We start from the raw sequence: 19,399 nt of genomic DNA, 5'->3' as shown, positions 1-19,399 counted from the left end.
GCCGGTCCCGTCCGATCCGGCCGATCGCCGGTTGATCCCCGAAGAGAGTCGAGTGGTAGTGGTGAGCGAGAGCACGAGCGAATTCCCGGTGTCGTACGCCCAGCGCGGGCTGTGGTTCCTCAACCGGCTGGACCCCACGAGCGCCGCGTACAACGTGCCGGTGCTGGTCCGACTGGACGGGCCCCTGGACGCCCCCGCCCTGGAGGCGGCCCTCGCCGACGTACGGGAGCGGCACGAGCCGCTGCGCACCGTCCTCGGCGAGCGCGACGGCGAGCCCGTCCAGCGGGTGCTGTCCGTCCGCGGCAGCGGCTTCGTGCTCAAGCACCTCGAAACCGACCCGGAGCGGGCCGAGGCCCTGCTGCGGGAACTCGCCGAGCAGCCCTTCGACCTCGACGGGGACCTCCCGGTGCGCGCCTTCCTGGTGCGCACCGGGCCGGACGCCCACGTCCTGGCCCTCGTCATGCACCACATCGTGTGCGACGGCTGGTCCTTCGCCCCACTGCTGCGGGACCTCGCCGCCGCCTACGACGCCCGCCACGCCGGGTACGCCCCCGACTGGGAGCCGCTGCCCGTCCGCTACTCCGACTACACCCTCTGGCAGCGCGACCTCCTCGCCGACGGCGACGACCCGAACGGCCTGCTCGCCGGCCAACTCGGGTACTGGCGCGAGGCCCTCGCCGGCGCCCCCGAGGAGCTGGAGCTGCCCACCGACCGGGTCCGGCCCCCGGTGGCGAGCGGCCGCGGCGCCGTCGTCACCCGGACCATCGCCCCCGAACTCCACACCGGACTGCGGGCCATAGCCCGGCAGAGCCGCGGCACCCTCTTCACCGTCGCCCAGGCCGCCGTCGCCGCCCTGCTCTCCCGACTCGGCGCGGGCACCGACATCCCGCTCGGCACCGCCGTCGCCGGCCGCACCGACGAGGCCCTCGACGACCTCGTCGGCATGTTCGTCAACACCCAGGTGCTGCGTGCCGACCTCTCCGGCAACCCGTCCTTCCTCGACCTGGTCCAGCGGGTCACCGACGTCGGCTTCGGCGCCCTCGCCCACCAGGAACTGCCCTTCGACCGGATCGTCGAGGAGCTCAACCCCGTACGCTCCCGGGCCCGGCACCCCCTCTTCCAGGTCGCCGTCGAACTCCACGACGGCCACGAGTCCCCACTGCGCCTGACCGGCCTCACCGCCGCCGTCGACGTCCTCCAGACCCCCACCGCCAAATCCGACCTGGCCTGGGACTTCGTGGAGACGAGCGGCGCCGACGGCCGCCCCGCCTCCCTCACCCTCCACCTGAGCCACGCCACCGACCTCTTCGACCGGGAGACCGCCGAGGACCTCGCAACCCGCCTGGTCCGGCTGCTCGCCGCCGTCGTCGCCGACCCCGCCCGCCCGCTCTCCGACATCCCCCTCGTGGACGACGCCGAACGACGGGCCCTCCTCTCCGACTTCCGGCCCCCGCACCCTGACCTGGAGCACGGCATCGTCGAACGGGTCCGCGCGCACGCCGCCGCCCGCCCGGACGCCGTCGCCGTCGTCGACACCACCGGCCGCACCGACTACCGGACCCTCGTCGGCCGCGCGAGCCGGCTCACCCGCACCCTCGCCGACGTCGGCGTCACCGGCGGCACCATCGTGCCCGTCCTGGCCCACCGCGGCGCCCCCGTCATCGCCGGCTTCCTCGGCATCACCGCCGCCGGCGGCGTCTACCTGCCGCTCGACCCCAAGGCCCCGGCGGCCCGCACCCTCGCCCTGCTCGACGACGCCGACTGCCGGCACCTGCTGGCCGACGCGGCCCACGCCGACACCGCCCGCGCCCTGGCCGAGGCCGCCGACCGGCCGATCCGCGTCCTCGTCATCCGCGAGGAGGCCGACGCCCCGGACGACCTCGCCTCCGTCGCCGGCGGACCCAACGACCCCGCCTACGTCATCTTCACCTCCGGCTCCACCGGAAAGCCCAAGGGCGCCCTCGTACACCGCCGGGGCATGGTCAACAACCTGCTCTCCGAGGCCGAGGCCATGGGCATCGACGGCCCGCTGACCGTCACCTCCACCGCCCCCCTCACCTTCGACATCTCCGTCTGGCAGATGTTCGTCCCGCTGATCTTCGGCGGCACCGTCCGCGCCCTGCCCGACGAGACCGTCCGCGACCCCCGGGCCCTGTTTCGGCTCGTCGCCGACGAGCGCGTCGACGTCACCCAGGTCGTTCCCAGCCTGCTGCACGCGGCCCTCGACGAGTGGGACCACACCGGCGAGACCCCCGCCCTCGCGCTGCGCTGCCTGGCCGTGACCGGGGAGGCCCTCCCGGCCGACCTGTGCCGCCGCTGGGCCGCCCGCCACCCGGCGATCCCGCTGGTCAACTGCTACGGGCCCACCGAGTGCTCGGACGACGTCACCCAAGCCGTGATCACCGCCGACAGCCTGCCCGCCGGTTCCCGCACCCCCATCGGCCGGCCCGTCCGCGGCAGCCGCCTCCTCGTCCTCGACGACCGGCTCGCCTTGACGCCCACCGGCATCCCCGGCGAGCTGTGGATCGGCGGCGTCGTCGTCGGCGGCGGCTACCTTGGCGACCCCCGTCGCACCGCCGCCACGTTCGTCGCCGACCCGTGGGCGGAGGAGCCCGGCGCCCGGATGTACCGCACCGGCGACCTCGTCCGGCGCCGCCGCGACGGCCAACTCGAGTACCTCGGCCGCCGCGACCACCAGGTCAAGGTACGCGGCCACCGGATCGAACCCGGCGAGATCGAGCACGCCCTGCGGGCCCTGCCCGGTGTGCGCGCCGCCGCCGTGATCGTCCGCGAGGACACCCCGGGCGACAAGCGGCTGGTGGGCTACGTGGTCCCCACCGCCGATGGCTCCGCCCACCACCCGGCCCTCCGGGCGGAACTCGCCCGCACCCTGCCCGAGTACATGGTGCCCGCCGCGTTCGTCACCCTCGACGCCCTGCCGCTGACCCCCAACGGCAAACTCGACCGGCGGGGCCTGCCGGTGCCCGACCTCACCGCCCTCTCCACCGGCCGCCCCCCGGCCACCGACCGCGAGAGGACCGTCGCCGCCCTCTTCGCCGAACTCCTCGGCGTCCCCGAGGTCTCCCTTGACGACGACTTCTTCGCCTTCGGCGGCCACTCCCTGATGGCCACCCGGCTCGTCGTCCGGCTCCGCTCCGCCCTCGGCCTCGACGTGCCGATCCGCCTGGTCTTCGAGGCGCCGACCGTCGCCGGGCTGCTGGCCGCCCTCGACCGTGACGTGCCCGCGGCCGCCCCCGCCCGCCCCCGACTCGGCCGCCGCCGGCCCCAGGGGTGAACCCGCCGATGACCACCACGACCGCGACCGCGATCCCCGCCGAGGCCGCCGCCGGGATCCCCACTGGGACCCCCACCACGACCACCACCGCGATCCCCGCCGAGGCCGCCACCACGACCACCACCGCGATCCCGACCCAGACGGAGACGGCGGACACCCCGACCCAGGCCGAGACGGCGGAAACCTGCCCCGTCTCCTTCGCCCAACAGCGGCTCTGGTTCCTCAACCGGCTGGAGGGCCCCAACGCCTCCTACAACGTGCAGGTCCTGATCCGGCTGGACGGCGCCCTCGACGAAGCCGCTCTCGCCGCCGCCCTTCACGACCTCGTGGAGCGGCACGAGAGCCTGCGCACCGTACTCGGCGAGACCGACGGCATCCCCCACCAGCGGATCCTCACCACCGCCGGATCCGGCATCGCGCTCCGCCCGCTGCCCGCCGAAGAGCTGCGGGCCGAGTTCGAGCGGCCCTTCGACCTCGACACCGACGTACCGCTGCGCGCCTTCCTCGTCCGGGAGGCCGCCGACCGGCACCTGCTCGCCCTGGTCATGCACCACGTCGTCTGCGACGGCTGGTCGATGACCCCGCTGCTGCGGGACCTCGGCGCCGCCTACGACGCCCGCCACGCCGGCCGCGCCCCCGGCTGGGAACCGCTGCCCGTCCAGTACGCCGACTACGCGCTCTGGCAGCGGGACCTGCTCGGCTCCGAGGACGACCCCGACTCCCGCGCGAGCCAGCAGCTCGCCCACTGGCGCGAGACCCTCGTCGGACTCCCCGACGAACTGGCCCTGCCCTGCGACCGGGTCCGCCCGGCCGTCCCCGGACACGGCGGCGGCGTCCTCGACTTCACCATCCCCGCCGAGCTGCACGCGGGCCTCTCCGAGATCGCCCGCCGCACCGGCGCCTCCCTCTTCATGGTCCTCCAGGCAGCCGTCGCCGCCGTGCTCTCCCGCACCGGCGCCGGCACCGACATCCCGCTCGGCACCGCCGTCGCCGGCCGCACCGACGAGGCCCTCGACGACCTCGTCGGCATGTTCGTCAACACCCTGGTGCTGCGCGCCGACCTCTCCGGCGCCCCCACCTTCCTCGAACTCGTCGAACGCGTCCGCGTGACCAGCCTGGCCGCCTACGACCACCAGGACCTGCCCTTCGAGCGGCTCGTCGAGGCCCTCAACCCGCACCGGGTCCGCTCCCGGCACCCGCTCTTCCAGGTCATGGTCAAGCTGCACAACGGCGAGGAGACCGAGGCCGAGGTCCCCATGGCCGGGCTCACCACTACCCTCCTGCCCGTCGGCACCGACACCGCCCGCTTCGACCTGGCCTGGGACTTCGTGGAGACCGCCGCCCCCGAACGCGGCGGCACCCTCACCGCCCACCTCAGCCACGCCACCGACCTCTTCGACAGCGAGACCGCCGAACGGCTGCGGGACTGGCTGCTGCGGCTGCTGACCACAGCCGTCGAGCACCCGGAGATCCCCGTCGCCCGGATCCCGCTCGCCACCGACGAGGAACGGAACGCTCTCCTGGCCTGCTTCACCGACCCCGAGCCGACCCCGTACCCCACGGTGATCGAGGCCGTCCGCGCCCACGCCCTGACCCGCCCCGACGCCCCCGCCGTCGTCGACGACGTGGACGGCGCCACCGACTACGCCGGCCTGGTGGCCCGCGCCGACGCTGCCAGCCGCGCCCTCGCCGCCGCCGGCGCCGACCGCGGATGTGTCGTCGCCGTGCTCGCTGCCCGTGGCGCCGCCGTGATCTCCGGGATCCTCGGCATCACCGGCCTCGGCGCCGTATACCTGCCGCTCGACCCGGCCGCCCCGCACGAACGCAACCGGAACGTGCTCGCCGACGCCGGGGTCCGCTTCCTGCTGGCCGACGCGGCCCACGAGGAGGCCGCCCGCGCCCTCGCCGCCGACCACGCGGACCCGCCGGAGGTCTTGGTCGTCCCCGCCGCCCACGGGACCACCCCCGAGACCACCGCCGGGACCGCCGCCGAGACCACCGACCGGACCCCGCTGCCCGTCCGCACCGGCCCCGACGACCCCGCCTACGTACTGTTCACCTCCGGCTCCACCGGCCGCCCCAAGGGCGCCGTCGTGTACCACCGCGGCCTGCTCATCAACTGCCGCAACCAGGCCGAGGCGACCGGGATCGGCGTCGGCACCCTCGTGGCCCACAGCGCCCCGCTCACCTTCGACATCTCCCTGTGGCAGATGTTCGCCCCGCTGGTCTCCGGCGGCACCGTCCGCGCCGTCGCCGAGGACTGGGTCCGCGACCCCTGCGCCCTCTTCGAGCTGGCCGGCGCCGACCGCGTCGAGGTGATGCAGGTGGTGCCGAGCGTCCTGCAGACCGCCCTCGACGAATGGGACACCGGCGTCGCCGCCGCCCCCGAGCTCGCCCTGCGCCGGATCGCCACCGTCGGCGAGGCCCTCCCCGCCGACCTGTGCCGCCGCTGGGCCGCCCGCTACCCGCGGATCCCCCTCGTCAACTGCTACGGGCCCACCGAGTGCTCCGACATCGTGGCCCGTACCACGATCACCACCGACACCCTGCCCACCGACGCCCGCACCCCGATCGGCACCCCCGCCCCCGGCGCCCGCCTCTACGTCCTCGGTGACGACCTGGAATGGACGCCCACCGGCATCGCCGGCGAGCTGTGGATCGGCGGGATCGTCGTCGGCGCCGGCTACCTCGGCGACCCGGCCCGCACCGCCACCACGTTCGTCGCCGACCCCTGGGCCGCCGAGCCCGGCGCCCGGATGTACCGCACCGGCGACCTCGTCCGGCACCGCCGGGACGGCCGGCTCGAGTACCTGGGCCGCCTCGACCACCAGGTGAAGATCCGCGGCCGGCGCGTCGAACTCGGCGAGATCGAGCACGCCCTGCGCTCTGTCCCCGGCGTCCTCGGGGCGGTCGTCACCGCCGCCGCGGGCCCGGACGGGAACGTGCTGGTCGGCTACCACCTCGGCGGCACCGACCCCGACGCGATCCGCGCCGAACTCGCCCGCACGCTGCCCGAATCCATGATCCCCCGCACCCTGATCGCCCTGGACGCGTTCCCGCTCAACGCCAGCGGGAAGCTGGACCGCAAGGCGCTGCCCGCCCCCGTCTTCGGGGCCCGCGCCGGCGGCCGCCCCCCGGCCACCCGCCGCGAACGCTTCCTCTGCTCGCTCTACGAGGAGGTCCTCGGCGCTCCAGGGATCGGCCTCGACGACGACTTCTTCGCCCTTGGCGGCCACTCTCTGCTCGCCATCCCGCTGATCCGGCGCATCAACGCCGCCTTCGGGCTGGACATGGGCGTCTGCATGGTCTTCGAGTGCCCGACCGTCGACGAGATGAACGCGCTGCTCGACCGGGCCTTCGCGGAACGGGACATGGACCCCGACGCCTGGGAGCGCGCCGCCGCCCCGACCCCCTCGCACGTGACAGGAGACGCACGATGACCCCCGAGATCGACGACCATTTCGACCGGATCAAGGCCGAGCACGGCCGCGACGCCCTCGCCCGGGTCGAGGAGATGCTGGAGCCCCGCCGCCGCAGCGAGCAGCGCCACCCCCTCCAGCAGGCCGCGAAGTGGGTGCTGCCCGGCATCCCCCAGACCCCGTGGCACGACCCGTACGCCTACCCCGAACTGCTCCCGCTGGTCCGGGCCCTGGAGGAGAACCACCCGCGCATCAAGGCCGAGCAGGGGCAGGCGTGGGAGGAGCGCCGCGCGAGCTTCTCGGACTACGAGCACTACCTCGTACGGCAGCGGAACTGGCAGGCCCTCTACCTCTACCGGGACGGCGCCCTCGTCGAGGAGTCCGAGCCGGTCGCGCCGACCGCCTACCGCGTCCTCGCGGAGCACGCCGTCGACACCGGCGTGATCTGCCCGCTCCTGGAGTCACACTTCTCGACGCTGCTGCCCGGCGCGGCCATCAAGCCGCACTGCGACCTGTGGAACTTCAGCATCAACCTCCACCTCGCCATCGACATCCCCGAGGGCGCCGGGATCCGGGTCGCCGAGGAGACCCGCCGCTGGGAGGAGGGCCGGACCCTGCTCTTCGACTACTCCTTCGAGCACGAGGCGTGGAACGACGGGGACCGCACCCGCACCTGCCTGCTGGCCGACCTGTGGCACCCGGACACCACCCTGCCCGAGCGCGAGGCCCTCACCCTCCTGATGACCGAGATCCAGAAGATGATGGCCGGCTGACCGGGGGCGTCCCCACCACCCAACCCACCTTGCCGCTCCCGCCCGCCGCCCCTCCCGCGGGCCGCCCCCTCAGGAGACCCCCATGTCGGTCCTCAACCCGGCCCGATCCGTCCTCGACCACGTCGACCTCGCCGACCCGGCCTTCTACGCGACCTCCGGCTACGAGCGGGTCTTCCGACACCTGCGCGACCACGAGCCGCTGTGGTGGAACCCGGAGGGCACCGAGCCCGGCTTCTGGTCTGTGACCCGCTACGAGGACTGCATGGCGGTCCAGAAGGACAGCGTCACCTTCGCCTCCACCGGCACCAACACCCTCGGCCCGCAGCGCTGGACCGGCGACGACGGCTCCGGCCGGATGCTCACCCACACCGACGGGGCCCGCCACGGCGAACTCCGCCGCATGGTCAACAAGTCCTTCACCCCGCGCGCCATCGCCAAACTGGAGCCCTACCTCCGCTCGCTGATCACCGGCTCCCTCGACGAGGCCCTGGAGAAGGGCGAGGTCGACTTCGTCGACACCGTCGCACTGCTCCCCGTCGCCTCGATCGCCGCCCTGCTCGGCGTCCCCCAAGCGGACTGGTCGCTGCTGCTGGAGCTCACCACCGCCGCCTTCGGCTCCGCCGACCAGGACCTCCAGAAGGCCCCCAGCGCCCGCGCCAGCGCCGCTCTGGCCCACGCCCAACTCCTGCTGTACTGCCAGGACCTGATGGACCAGCGGCATACCTCGCCCCGCGACGACATCGTCACCCGCCTGGTGGAGGCCCAGAACGCCGGGAAGCTCACCGAGGAGGATGCGATGCTCTTCTTCGACCTGCTCCTGCTCGGAGGCAACGAGACCACCCGGCACGGCGCCGTCGGTGCGCTCCTCGCCTTCACCGACCACCCCGACCAGTGGCAGCGGCTGCGCGCCGACCGCTCCCTCCTCGACCCGGCGGTCGAGGAGGTGCTGCGCTACGTCTCGCCCAGCAAGCACGTGCTCCGCCGGGCCGAACGGGACGTCGAGCTCCACGGCCGGGTCATCAAGGCCGGCCAGGAGGTCGCGATCTGGCACTTCTCCGCCAACCGCGACGGCCGCGTCTTCGACGCCCCCGACACCTTCGACATCGGCCGCGCCCACAACCCCCACCTGGCGCTGGGCTCCGGCCCGCACTACTGCCTGGGCGCCGCCCTCGCCACGATGGAGCTGCGGCTCTTCCTCGACGAGCTCTGCGCGCGGGTCGGCTCCGCCGAGCTGATCGAGCCCCCGGCGCGCCTCGCCTCCACCGTCATCAGCGGCTTCAAGCACCTGCGGGTGCGGCTGGGCGCCGCGTGACCGTTCCGCTCCGCCCGAATCGATCCATCCGCTACGTAAGGTGATCCAGTGACACAACAACAGGTCCGTCCGGTGGAGACGGACGAGACCCCCGACGGGTCCGCACCCGAGAAGGGCGGCGGGCCCGCCCCGCTGTGGCGCAGCCGGAACTTCCTGCTGCTGTGGAGCGGCCAGAGCGTCGCCGAGCTGGGCTCCCGAATATCGAGCGTGGCGGTGCCGCTGCTTGCCGCGAGCGTCCTGCACGCGAGCGTCTTCCAGGTCTCGCTGCTGACCTTCCTCGCCTGGCTGCCCTACCTCATCTTCTCGCTGCCCGCCGGCCTCCTCGCCGACCGGTTCGACCAGCGCCGGCTGATGATCGGCTGCGACCTCGGCCGGATGGTGCTGATGGGCTCGCTTCCCGTCGTCGCCATGGTCTGGGACCTGCGCCTGTGGTACCTCTACACGGTCGTCGGCCTGTCCGGCGTACTCACCGTGCTCTTCAAGGTCGCCTACCAGGCGCAGCTGCCCCGCCTCGTCGACCCCGACCAACTCGTCGACGGCAACGCGAAACTGGTGATGAGCCAGGACGCCGCCGAGCTCGTCGGCCCCACCCTCAGCGGCCTGCTGATCGGCCTGATCGGCGCCACCAAGACCTTCTTCACCAACGCGACCGCCTTCCTGATAAGCGCCCTCACCCTGTGGCTGATCCGCGAGCAGCCGCGCCCGAAGGATGCCGACGAGAAGGAGAAGGAAGAGAAGCTGCCGCTCCGCGTCGAGACCGTCGAGGGCATCGCCTTCATCCGCCGGCAGCCCATCCTGCGGAAGATCCTCGCCTGCACCACCACCTCGAACTTCTTCGTGATGGCGAGCAGCTCCATCGAGGTCACGTTCCTGCTGCGCGAGTTGGGCGCCTCCTCCTGGATGGTCGGCTTGGTCTTCAGCATCAGCGCCCTGGGCGGCCTGGTGATCGGCGCGTTCACCAACCGGATCTCCCGCCGGATCGGCACCGCCCGGGTGATCTGGATGGCCATGGCCGTCCCGGGCCCGCTCTACCTGCTGATGCCGCTCGCCCCGACCGGCGCCTGGGGCATCCTGCTGTACGGCCTCGGCCTGGCCGCCTTCTCGGCCAACGCCGTCCTATACAACGTGGCCGCCACCTCCTACCAGCAGCGGATCACCCCGACCCAGATGATGGGGCGCGTCAACGCCGCGTTCCTGTGGATCTGTTACGGCGTCATCCCGCTGGGCGCGCTCACCGGCGGTCTGCTCGGCAGCCAGCTCGGCCTGCGGCCCGCCATGTGGATCTGTGTCCTGGGCACGTGGAGCGCCGCCCTGTGGGTGGTCTTCTCGCCGCTGCGGCGCATGCGCGACCTGCCGGAAGATTCCGCGGCCGCGGAATCCGACGGCGAGGATTCCGTTTCGAAGGATTCCGTTTCGGCGTAATCGGTCCATTCTTCAACGGGCGGTGGGCACGGGAATTCATTCCCGTGCCCACCGCCCGTTCCGTCTGCCCCGACCAGGGCATCCGCTGAGCTCGAGGCGGATACGAAACTGCCGTAGAAGTACCGCCGAGCTGCCCGTCGGCATGCCGCTCCCCGGAATTGGAGGCCACTAGTCTCCGAGGGAAAAGCCGCCCGGAATCGCGGAATCCCAGAACCCTGGAACCCCAGACCCCGAAATCCCCTTCCCGACTCCCGAAATGGAACCTGACATGGCGAACCCCTTCGACAACGAGAACGGCACCTTCCTGGTTCTCGTGAACGACGAGAACCAGCACTCCCTGTGGCCCGAGAACCGCGCCGTGCCGGCGGGCTGGACCATCACCTTCGGCCCGGACACCCGGCAGCACTGCCTCGACCACGTGGAGGCGAACTGGACGGACCTGCGCCCGGCGAGCCTGGTGCGGCACGAACTGGCGGCCCGATGAGCACCGAGACCGTCGCGGAACCGCGGCTGCTGTTCCAGCGGGATCGTGTCACCCCCCGCGACCAGGCCACCTTCCTGCTCAAGCTGGCCGTCGTCATGGTGCTGTTCGCCGCCGGCACCACCCTCGTCCTCACCGGCGCAGCGTGGGGCATCGCGGCGGGCGTCGTCGTCCTCGGCGCGCTGTACACGCACATGGTGGAGCTCCAGCACCAGTGCCTGCATCACTCGGCGTTCCTGAAGTCGAGCCGGCACCGGGCCGTCGGCGTGGTCCTCGGCACCCCGCTGTTCGTCTCGTACAGCCACTACCGGGCGCGCCACCTCCAGCACCACCGCTACCTCGGCACCGACCAGGACTCCGAGTTCTTCGGCTTCGACACCCGGCAGCCGCTGACCGTCAAGGTGCTACTGCGGGGCCTCTTCGACTACGGGCGCCTGGTGGGCGTCGCGGTGGACTGCTGGAAGAGCTGGCGCGGCACCTGGCAGTACGACGGCGGGCAGATATCGGAGCGGATCCGCAGGGACAGCATGAACGAGCACCGCTTCATCACCCTGGTCGTGCTGGCCGCCGTCGGCGCGGCCGTCGCCGGGTACGCGGAGCTGATGCTGTGGCTGTGGGTGGCGCCGCTGCTGCTGGTGGCCGTCCCGCTGCACTTCCTCGTCGAGCTGCCCGAGCACATCCGCTGCGACAACGACACCACCGACGTGCTGCGCAACACCCGCTCGATCAGCGGGAGCTGGTTCAGCACCTGGTACACCAACGGCAACAACCTGCACGTGGAGCACCACGCGGCCATGACCGTCCCCATCAACCGCCTGCACGAGCGCCACGACGAGGTGAAGCGGTTCGCCAAGTTCGTGGAGCACAGCTACTGGGCGTTCTACGGCCAGGTGTTCCGCGAGGTGCTGGACAGGGGCCAGTCGGGCGTCGAGATCGAGACGCCGGCCCACCGCGCCCGCTGACGCGTCAGGGGAGGAGACCGAGGAAGGAGACCGACGATGCCGTACACCGGTGACGTGACCCCCGGCGGCCCGGCGGCCGTGCTGGAGCTCACGGGCCTGACCGTGACCAAGGTGTCCGTGAACGAGGACACCGACAACAACGCCTGTTCGCCCGGCTGCCGGACGACACCCGGTTCCACCCCGGCCACGGGCGCGACGGCACCCTGGGTACGGAGCGGCCGGCCCTGCCGGCCTGGCGGGAACGGGGCTGGTGAGCGCGTGAGCAAGACGGCGAGCGGCGCGTCGGATGCGGAGCGGCGGGACCGTTGGGTCCGGCGCTTCCACCCGTCCCCAGGCGCGCGGCGCACTCTGATCTGCTTCCCGCACGCGGGCGGGTCCGCAGGCTACTGGTATCCGCTGTCGCAGGCCCTGGCCCCCGACGTGGAGGTCCTGGTGGTCCAGTACCCGGGGCGGGCGGATCGGTTGGGGGAGGAGGCACTGACCTCGATCGAGGAGCTGGCGGACGCAGCCCACGAGGCCCTGCGCCCCTGGCTGTCCGGCCGACCGGTGTTCTTCGGCCACAGCATGGGCGCCATCGTCGCGTTCGAGGTGGCCCGCCGGATGGAGCGGGAGACCGGGCGGTCCCCGAACCGGATCGTCGCCTCGGCGGCCGGTGCCCCCTCGGACCGGGTCGACGAAGGGATCCGCTTCCTCGACGACGAGGCCGTGCTGGCGGCCGTGATGGACCTCGGCGGCACCGACCGAGCCTTCGCCAACCAGGCGGAGCTGGTCGAGCTGCTGCTCCCGGCGATACGGGGCGACCTGGAGGCCATCGAGAGCTACCCGACCGGTCCGGGGACGGTGGTGGCCTGCCCGATCACCGTCTTCATCGGAGAGACGGACCCCAAGGTCCGCCCCGCGCACGCCGAAGCCTGGCGCCGCCACACCCTGGCGGCCTGCGACGTCCGGGTATTCGCGGGGGACCATTTCTACTTCACGGCGGAGCCGGAGCTCTTCGTCCACAGCCTGAGGGCAACGCTTGGGGTCCCATCCGACGCCCTGCCCCCGCGTCTCGCCGATCAAGGCTCCTGAGCCTGGATCCACCGGGCGGGTTCTGGTGAGCCGTTCTGGGTGATTCCGGCGACGCGGGTTTCCGCTGGTGGGTGCGGGTGATCGTCGGGTGGCCGTGTCGGTGCCGGTTCTCCGGAGTCCTTGGTCGTGGGTGGGCAGGGCAGCGAGAGGCGGGTCGGCAGGCAGCAGGCCGACGGCCGTCAACCACACCTCGAAGGCATCCTGCCAGGGCCGGCGTTCGGGCAGGTGGAAGGCCAGGGTGCCCGGGTAGCGGGTGAGGTGGTGGGGGTCGGCAGCCTCTGACCAGGGCGGTGGGAAATGATCTGGATCAGCGCGGGAAACGATCTCCGTACGTACCCACATAGACCATGGCCAGCGGGGTTCGTCGGTGCCCCACACCTGAGGTACCGATGGAAGGGCCTCCTCGCGGTGAGGAAACTCGCCGTGAGGAGGCCCTTTCTCGTGTTCTCGTGGTCTTGTGCCTCTCGTGGGCGCGGTGGGAGCTTCGGGGCTGTTCTCGGAGACCCGTGGGGGCTTGGAGGCGCGTCGTTCCCCGGGGTGGACGGCTGGGACAGTGGGGGTGTGCATGTACTCGTGCTGGGTGGGACGGCGGAAGGGCGGCGGCTGGCCGGGGAGCTGGCCGCGCTGCCCCGGGTGACGCGGGTGACGTCGTCGCTGGCTGGGCGGGTGGCGGACGGGGTGGCGTTGCCCGGGGAGGTGCGGGTCGGCGGGTTCGGCGGGGCAGACGGGCTCGCGGCGTGGCTGCGTGAGCACCGGGTGGACGCCGTCGTGGACGCCACGCACCCCTTCGCCGAACGGATCAGCGGTAACGCGGCGCGGGCGGCGCGGGCGGCCGGGGTGCCGCTGCTGGCGGTACGGCGGCCCGGGTGGGAGGCCGGACCCGGCGACCGCTGGGTGGACGTCGGCTCCGTGGCGGAGGCGGCCGCGGTGGTGCCGTCGCTGGGGAGACGGGTGTTCCTCAGCGTGGGGCGGCAGCAACTCGCCCCGTTCGCAGGCGTGGACCCGTGCTGGTTCCTGGTGCGGGCGGTGACCGCGCCGTCCCCGCCGCTGCCCCGGCACCGGGAGGTACTGCTCGCTCGCGGGCCCTTCACGGTGGCGGACGAACGGGCGCTGCTCACCCGGTGGGGCGTGGACGTGGTGGTCACCAAGGACAGCGGGGGGACGGCGACGGTGGCGAAGCTGACGGCCGCGCGGGAACTGGGGGTGCCGGTGCTGGTGGTGCGGCGGCCTGCGGCGCCCTGCGGGGTGCGTGCTGTGGCCGACGTCCCGGGGGCGGTGCGGTGGGTCGCTGGCCTGGGGCGCGCCTGACCATCCCGTGGCCTGCGGCCGGGGGGCTCCGGCGCACCGAACAGTGGGCGCTGCCCTCGGACTCCCCGCGGCCCGCCCGCCGCGTGGTGGCGCTGGCTGCGGCCCGTCGTCCGGCCACCGGCGTCCCGGCTACCGGCGCTCCAGCTACCGGCGTCCCGGCTACCGCTGGGAAGCGCCCCGGGACGGACGGACCCGTGCCCGCCCGGTCAGGGGAGGACCCTGCCGCTCGTCGCTCTGCGGGCTCACTCCGGCGCGGTGCGGCGCAGGAGGTAGGTGTCCATGATCCAGCCCTTGCGCGCGCGGGCCTCCTCGCGGAGCGCGGTGATGCGGGGCGCCGCTTCCGGGAGTGGGCCGGAGGCCAGGAGTTCGTCGGGGGTGCCGAGGTAGGCGCCCCAGTAGATGTGCAGGCTGGGGTCGTCGGCGAAGTCGGTGAAGGTCTGGTGCGCGTCGAGCATGACCACCACGTCGTCGGCTTCCGCCGGGAAGCCGGAGGCCAGGCGGCGCCCGGTGGTGATCTGGACCGCGCCGCCCACCCGGTTCAGCCCCGTGCGGTGGCGGGCGGCCAGCGAGGAGACGGCACTGATGCCGGGGATCACCTCGTGCTCGAAGGACACGGTGCCGCGCGCGAGGACGTCGGCGAGGATGCCGAGGGTGGAGTCGTACAGGGCCGGGTCGCCCCACACCAGGAAGGCGCCGCACTCGCCGTCCGCGAGCTCGTCGCGGATGAGGCGTTCGTAGATGTCGGCGCGGGCCTGCCGCCAGTCGTCCACGCCCTGGGTGTAGGCGCCGGTACGGTCGGAGGTGGGGGTGGTGCGGTCGCGGGTGGGGTCGCGGTCTTCGATGACGCGGTAGTCGGCGCGCGTCACGTGCTGGCGCAGGATCTCTTCGCGCAGGTCGATGAGGTCGCGTTTGGCGCGGCCCTTGTCGAGGAGGAAGAACGCGTCGGCTTCGTTGAGGGCGCGGACCGCCCGCAGGGTGAGCTGTTCGGGGTCGCCGGCTCCGATGCCGATCACCAGGATTCGTCGCACGGGGTGAGTCTGCCGCAGCGGCCGGGGCACGCGGGTAGGCGGGGTGCGCCGGGGGTGGGGTGCGTCGCGGGCGGATCGGGGCGTGCTGTGCGGGGGGCCGGGACGCCGCAAGGGTGGGCCGGAGCGGGGAGCGGGTGAAACTGACCGGAGAGTCCAAGGTCACAGCTGTGCTCCGCTGCGGAACGAGCGTTCACGCCCTAGCCTGCGGGCATGACGGTCCAGCCTGACGACGGGCTCTCCCTGGCCGCCGAGTTCCCCGCTGTCACGCGCGAGCAGTGGCAGCGCCTCGTTACGAACGTGCTGCGTAAGTCCGGCGCGGGTGAGGTCACCGGGACGGAAGCCGAGGAAGCGCTGTCCACCCCGCTCCAGGACGGGCTTCGTACCCGCCCGCTGTACACCGCCGAGGACGCCCCCGAGGGCGGCGCCGGGTGCGCCGACGTCCCCGGGTTCCCCGGGTTCGCGCCCTACGTGCGTGGCGCGACGCCGAAGGGCAACTCGCCCGCCGGCTGGGACGTGCGCCAGCAGCACCGCAGCGCGGACGTGGCCCGTACCAACGACGCCGTGCTGGCCGACCTGGAGAACGGGGTCAGCTCGGTGTGGCTGGTGCTGGGCCGCGCGGGCCTGCCGGTGTCCGCGCTCGGCGCCGCGCTGGACGGCGTCTACCTGGACCTGGCCCCGGTCGTGCTGGACGCGGGTGAGGAGTTCGACGCCGCCGCGAGTGAGTTGCTGCGGGTGCACGGCGAGCGCGAGGTGTCGCCGTCGGACGTGGCCGGGAACCTGGGCGCGGACCCGCTGGGCCTGCTGGCGCGCACCGGGGACGAGGGGCCGACGTCGCAGCTGCTGGAGACCGCCGCCCGCTGGGCGCGGCGCGTGTCCGGCACCCACCCGAGGCTGCGCACGCTGACCGTGGACGCGCTGCCCTACCACGAGGCGGGCGGCAGCCCGGCGCAGGAGCTGGGCTGCTCGCTGGCGACGGCGGTGGCCTACCTGCGCACGCTGACCGACGCGGGCCTGAGCCCCGAGGACGCCTGCCGCCAGCTGGAGTTCCGGTACGCGGCCAGCGCCGACCAGTTCACCACCATCGCCAAGCTGCGCGCGGCGCGGCGGCTGTGGGCCCGGGTCGCGCAGGCGTGCGGCGTCACCTCCGGCGCGGCGGCGCAGCGGCAGCACGCGGTCACCTCGCCGGTGATGATGACGCGCCGTGATCCGTGGGTGAACATGCTGCGCACCACGGTGGCCACGCTCGCCGCCGGGGTGGGCGGCGCGGACGCCGTCACCGTGCTGCCGTTCGACCACGCGGCGGGGCTGCCGGACGCGTTCGCGCGCCGCGTCGCCCGCAACACCTCCACGATCGTCATCGAGGAGGCGCACGTCGCCCGGGTGATCGACCCGGCGGGCGGCTCCTGGTACGTCGAGCGGCTGACGGACGAGCTGGCCCGCGCCGCGTGGGCGTGGTTCCAGGAGATCGAGCGGGCGGGCGGTCAGCTCGCGGCGCTGCGCGACGGCCTGGTGCGCGAGCGGCTGGCCGCGACGTGGGCACAGCGCACCGAGGAGCTGGCGCACCGGCGCGAACCGGTCACCGGCGTCAGCGAGTTCCCGCTGCTCGACGAGGAGCCGGTGCGCCGGGACGTGCCGCCCGAGCAGCCGGGCGGCGGCCTGCCCCGGGTGCGGCGCGACGAGGCGTACGAGGCGCTGCGCGCCCGCTCGGACGCGCACCTGGCGGACACCGGTGCGCGTCCCACGGTGCCGCTGCTGGCGCTCGGCAGCGCGGCGGCCTACACGACGCGGGTGACGTTCGCGTCGAACCTGTTCCAGGCGGGCGGCATCGCACCGCGGCTCACGCCGGTGGACGCCGAGACCGCCGCAGCGGCGGCCCGGGGCGCCGGTGTGGTGTGCCTGTGCTCCAGCGACGCGGTCTACGCCGAGCAGGCCGAGGCCGTGGCGCGGGCGGCGAAGGAAGCCGGGGTGCGGCGGGTGTTCCTCGCTGGCCGCCCGGGGGAGCTGCGCGGGAGCCTGGAGGCGGCGGGCGTGGACGGCTACGTCGCCGCGGGTGGTGACGCGGTGGCGCTGCTGAGCGGCGTCCTGGACGAGCTGGGAGTGCAGTGATGAGCCAGATTCCCGACTTCACCGGCGTCGAGCTGGGCACCGCGGCGCCGCAGGGGGACGCGTCCACCTGGCGCGCGGCCGTCGAGGCGCAGGCGGGCCAGGGTGTGGACGAGCTGGTGTGGGAGACGCCCGAGGGTATCGGCGTCAAGCCGCTCTACACCGCCGACGACCTCGCGGGCCTGGACCACCTGGCCACCTATCCGGGCGTCGCGCCCTACCTGCGCGGCCCGTACCCGACGATGTACGTCAACCAGCCGTGGACGGTGCGCCAGTACGCGGGGTTCTCCACGGCCGAGGAGTCCAACGCCTTCTACCGGCGTAACCTGGCGGCGGGGCAGAAGGGTTTGTCGGTCGCGTTCGACCTGCCCACGCACCGGGGCTACGACTCCGACCACCCGCGTGTGACCGGCGATGTCGGCATGGCGGGCGTGGCGATCGACTCGATCTACGACATGCGGCAGCTGTTCGACGGCATCCCGCTGGACCGCATGTCGGTGTCGATGACGATGAATGGCGCGGTGCTGCCGGTGCTGGCGCTGTACATCGTCGCCGCCGAGGAGCAGGGCGTGCCGCCCGAGAAGCTGGCCGGAACCATTCAGAACGACATTCTGAAGGAGTTCATGGTCCGCAACACCTACATCTACCCGCCGCAGCCGTCGATGCGGATCATCTCCGACATCTTCGCGTACACCTCGCAGAAGATGCCGCGCTACAACTCGATCTCCATCTCCGGCTACCACATCCAGGAGGCCGGGGCGACGGCCGACCTGGAGCTGGCCTACACCCTGGCCGACGGTGTGGAGTACCTGCGCGCGGGCCTGGGCGCCGGGCTGGACGTGGACGCCTTCGCGCCCCGGCTGTCGTTCTTCTGGGCGATCGGCATGAACTTCTTCATGGAGGTCGCCAAGCTGCGCGCGGCGCGGCTGCTGTGGGCGAAGCTGGTCAAGGGCTTCGACCCGCAGAACCCCAAGTCGCTGTCGCTGCGCACGCATTCGCAGACCTCGGGCTGGTCGCTGACGGCGCAGGACGTGTTCAACAACGTCACCCGTACGTGTGTGGAGGCGATGGCGGCGACGCAGGGCCACACCCAGTCGCTGCACACCAACGCGCTGGACGAGGCGCTCGCCCTGCCCACCGACTTCTCCGCCCGCATCGCCCGCAACACCCAGTTGATGCTCCAGCAGGAGTCGGGCACGTGCCGCGTCATCGACCCGTGGGGCGGCAGCGCGTACGTCGAGAAGCTGACGTACGACCTGGCGCGGCGGGCCTGGCAGCACATCCAGGAGGTCGAGCAGGCCGGGGGCATGGCCCGCGCGATCGACGCCGGTATCCCCAAGATGCGGGTGGAGGAGGCGGCCGCGCGCACCCAGGCGCGCATCGACTCCGGACGGCAGCCGGTCATCGGCGTCAACAAGTACCGCGTCGCCAGCGACGAGCAGATCGAGGTGCTGAAGGTTGACAACTCCTCGGTGCGCGCCCAGCAGATCGACAAGCTGCGGCGGCTGCGCGCCGAACGCGACGAGGCGGTGTGCCAGGACGCGCTGCGGGCGCTGACCCACGCCGCCGAGCAAGGTCACGTGGACGGCGGCTCGCTGGATGGCAACCTGTTGCACCTGGCCGTGAACGCCGCCCGCGCCAAGGCGACCGTCGGGGAGATCTCGGACGCGCTGGAGAAGGTGTACGGACGCCACGCGGGCCAGATCCGTACGATCTCGGGTGTGTACCGAGACGAGGCCGGGCAGTCCACCGCGCTGGAGGCGACGCGCACTCTGGTGAGCGACTTCGAGGCCGCCGAGGGCCGGCGCCCGCGCATCCTGGTCGCCAAGATGGGGCAGGACGGGCACGACCGGGGCCAGAAGGTCATCGCCACCGCCTTCGCCGACCTCGGCTTCGACGTCGATGTCGGCCCGCTGTTCCAGACGCCCGGGGAGGTCGCGCGGCAGGCCGTCGAGGCGGACGTGCACATCGTCGGCGTCTCCTCGCTGGCCGCCGGGCACCTCACGCTCGTCCCGGCGCTGCGCGAGGAGCTGGCCGCGCAGGGACGCGAGGACATCATGATCGTCGTCGGCGGGGTCATCCCGCCCGCCGACGTGCGGCCGCTGCGCGACATGGGCGCCGCGGCGGTGTTCCTGCCCGGCACGGTGATCCCGGAGGCCGCGCACGACCTGGTCCGCTCGCTGGCCGCCAGCCTCGGCCACACCCTGTAGGGCGGGCGCTGACGG

Annotated in this window: 12 protein-coding genes; 11 read left to right on the top strand and 1 reads right to left on the bottom strand. The window is 73.1% G+C overall.

Translation table 11 applies throughout. The features are described 5' to 3' along the window. The first annotated feature begins 61 nt into the window (after positions 1-61). The 9 genes from JJV70_RS17480 to JJV70_RS17440 all read left to right on the top strand — a co-directional run bounded on the left by JJV70_RS17480 (position 62) and on the right by JJV70_RS17440 (position 14,043). Positions 62-3,295, top strand: a complete 3,234-nt coding sequence (locus JJV70_RS17480; protein WP_219048942.1) for a non-ribosomal peptide synthetase — start codon at positions 62-64, stop codon at positions 3,293-3,295. A gap of 8 nt (positions 3,296-3,303) precedes the next feature. Then, positions 3,304-6,735, top strand: a complete 3,432-nt coding sequence (locus JJV70_RS17475) for a non-ribosomal peptide synthetase (RefSeq protein ID WP_219048941.1) — start codon at positions 3,304-3,306, stop codon at positions 6,733-6,735. Further along, on the top strand, positions 6,732-7,487 hold the full coding sequence (locus JJV70_RS17470; RefSeq protein WP_219048940.1) for an aspartyl/asparaginyl beta-hydroxylase domain-containing protein: 756 nt from the start codon (positions 6,732-6,734) through the stop codon (positions 7,485-7,487). Before JJV70_RS17475 ends, JJV70_RS17470 begins: the two co-directional genes overlap by 4 nt. A gap of 82 nt (positions 7,488-7,569) precedes the next feature. After that, the gene (locus JJV70_RS17465; protein ID WP_219048939.1) at positions 7,570-8,799 is read left to right on the top strand and encodes a cytochrome P450; all 1,230 of its coding nucleotides are present in this window, start codon (positions 7,570-7,572) and stop codon (positions 8,797-8,799) included. 48 nt (positions 8,800-8,847) lie between these two features. Further along, complete coding sequence (locus JJV70_RS17460) at positions 8,848-10,221, top strand: MFS transporter (RefSeq protein ID WP_219048938.1); 1,374 nt, start codon at positions 8,848-8,850, stop codon at positions 10,219-10,221. Positions 10,222-10,489: 268 nt separating this feature from the next. Then, positions 10,490-10,705 carry an MbtH family protein gene (locus JJV70_RS17455; RefSeq protein ID WP_219048937.1) on the top strand — a complete coding sequence of 72 codons (216 nt, stop codon included), beginning with the start codon at positions 10,490-10,492 and terminating at the stop codon, positions 10,703-10,705. Then, on the top strand, positions 10,702-11,664 hold the full coding sequence (locus JJV70_RS17450; protein ID WP_219048936.1) for a fatty acid desaturase: 963 nt from the start codon (positions 10,702-10,704) through the stop codon (positions 11,662-11,664). The genes JJV70_RS17455 and JJV70_RS17450 overlap by 4 nt, the downstream gene beginning before the upstream one ends. Before the next feature lie 36 nt (positions 11,665-11,700). Next, complete coding sequence (locus JJV70_RS17445; protein WP_374227311.1) at positions 11,701-12,735, top strand: thioesterase II family protein; 1,035 nt, start codon at positions 11,701-11,703, stop codon at positions 12,733-12,735. 561 nt (positions 12,736-13,296) lie between these two features. Further along, positions 13,297-14,043 carry a cobalt-precorrin-6A reductase gene (locus JJV70_RS17440; protein ID WP_308294873.1) on the top strand — a complete coding sequence of 249 codons (747 nt, stop codon included), beginning with the start codon at positions 13,297-13,299 and terminating at the stop codon, positions 14,041-14,043. 242 nt (positions 14,044-14,285) lie between these two features. Here JJV70_RS17440 and cobF read toward each other — a convergent pair whose 3' ends face one another. Next, the gene (gene cobF, locus JJV70_RS17435; RefSeq protein ID WP_219048934.1) at positions 14,286-15,071 is read right to left on the bottom strand and encodes a precorrin-6A synthase (deacetylating); all 786 of its coding nucleotides are present in this window, start codon (positions 15,069-15,071) and stop codon (positions 14,286-14,288) included. Between the two features lie 210 nt (positions 15,072-15,281). On the opposite strand from cobF, the gene JJV70_RS17430 reads away from it, so the two are divergent. Both JJV70_RS17430 and scpA read left to right on the top strand, forming a co-directional pair. Continuing rightward, positions 15,282-17,177, top strand: coding sequence for a methylmalonyl-CoA mutase family protein (locus JJV70_RS17430; RefSeq protein WP_219048933.1), 1,896 nt, complete (start codon positions 15,282-15,284; stop codon positions 17,175-17,177). Then, a complete protein-coding gene (scpA, locus tag JJV70_RS17425) occupies positions 17,177-19,384 on the top strand; it encodes a methylmalonyl-CoA mutase (RefSeq protein WP_219048932.1) in 2,208 nt (735 codons plus the stop codon). Before JJV70_RS17430 ends, scpA begins: the two co-directional genes overlap by 1 nt. The last annotated feature ends 15 nt before the right edge of the window (positions 19,385-19,399 follow it).

Source organism: Streptomyces sp. JJ66, from assembly GCF_019303495.1.
Lineage (GTDB): Bacteria > Actinomycetota > Actinomycetes > Streptomycetales > Streptomycetaceae > Streptomyces.
The sequence above is the reverse complement of the archived record's forward strand: the minus strand, read 5'-3'. Positions and strand labels throughout refer to the sequence as shown.

What these genes read in the sequence shown, in the direction of transcription:
- JJV70_RS17450 (WP_219048936.1), top strand. Translation starts at nt 10,702, where the DNA reads ATGAGCACCGAGACCGTCGCGGAACCGCGGCTGCTGTTCCAGCGGGAT.
- JJV70_RS17430 (WP_219048933.1), top strand. Translation starts at nt 15,282, where the DNA reads ATGACGGTCCAGCCTGACGACGGGCTCTCCCTGGCCGCCGAGTTCCCC.
- JJV70_RS17455 (WP_219048937.1), top strand. Translation starts at nt 10,490, where the DNA reads ATGGCGAACCCCTTCGACAACGAGAACGGCACCTTCCTGGTTCTCGTG.
- JJV70_RS17465 (WP_219048939.1), top strand. Translation starts at nt 7,570, where the DNA reads ATGTCGGTCCTCAACCCGGCCCGATCCGTCCTCGACCACGTCGACCTC.
- JJV70_RS17470 (WP_219048940.1), top strand. Translation starts at nt 6,732, where the DNA reads ATGACCCCCGAGATCGACGACCATTTCGACCGGATCAAGGCCGAGCAC.
- JJV70_RS17445 (WP_374227311.1), top strand. Translation starts at nt 11,701, where the DNA reads ATGCCGTACACCGGTGACGTGACCCCCGGCGGCCCGGCGGCCGTGCTG.
- scpA (WP_219048932.1), top strand. Translation starts at nt 17,177, where the DNA reads ATGAGCCAGATTCCCGACTTCACCGGCGTCGAGCTGGGCACCGCGGCG.
- JJV70_RS17475 (WP_219048941.1), top strand. Translation starts at nt 3,304, where the DNA reads ATGACCACCACGACCGCGACCGCGATCCCCGCCGAGGCCGCCGCCGGG.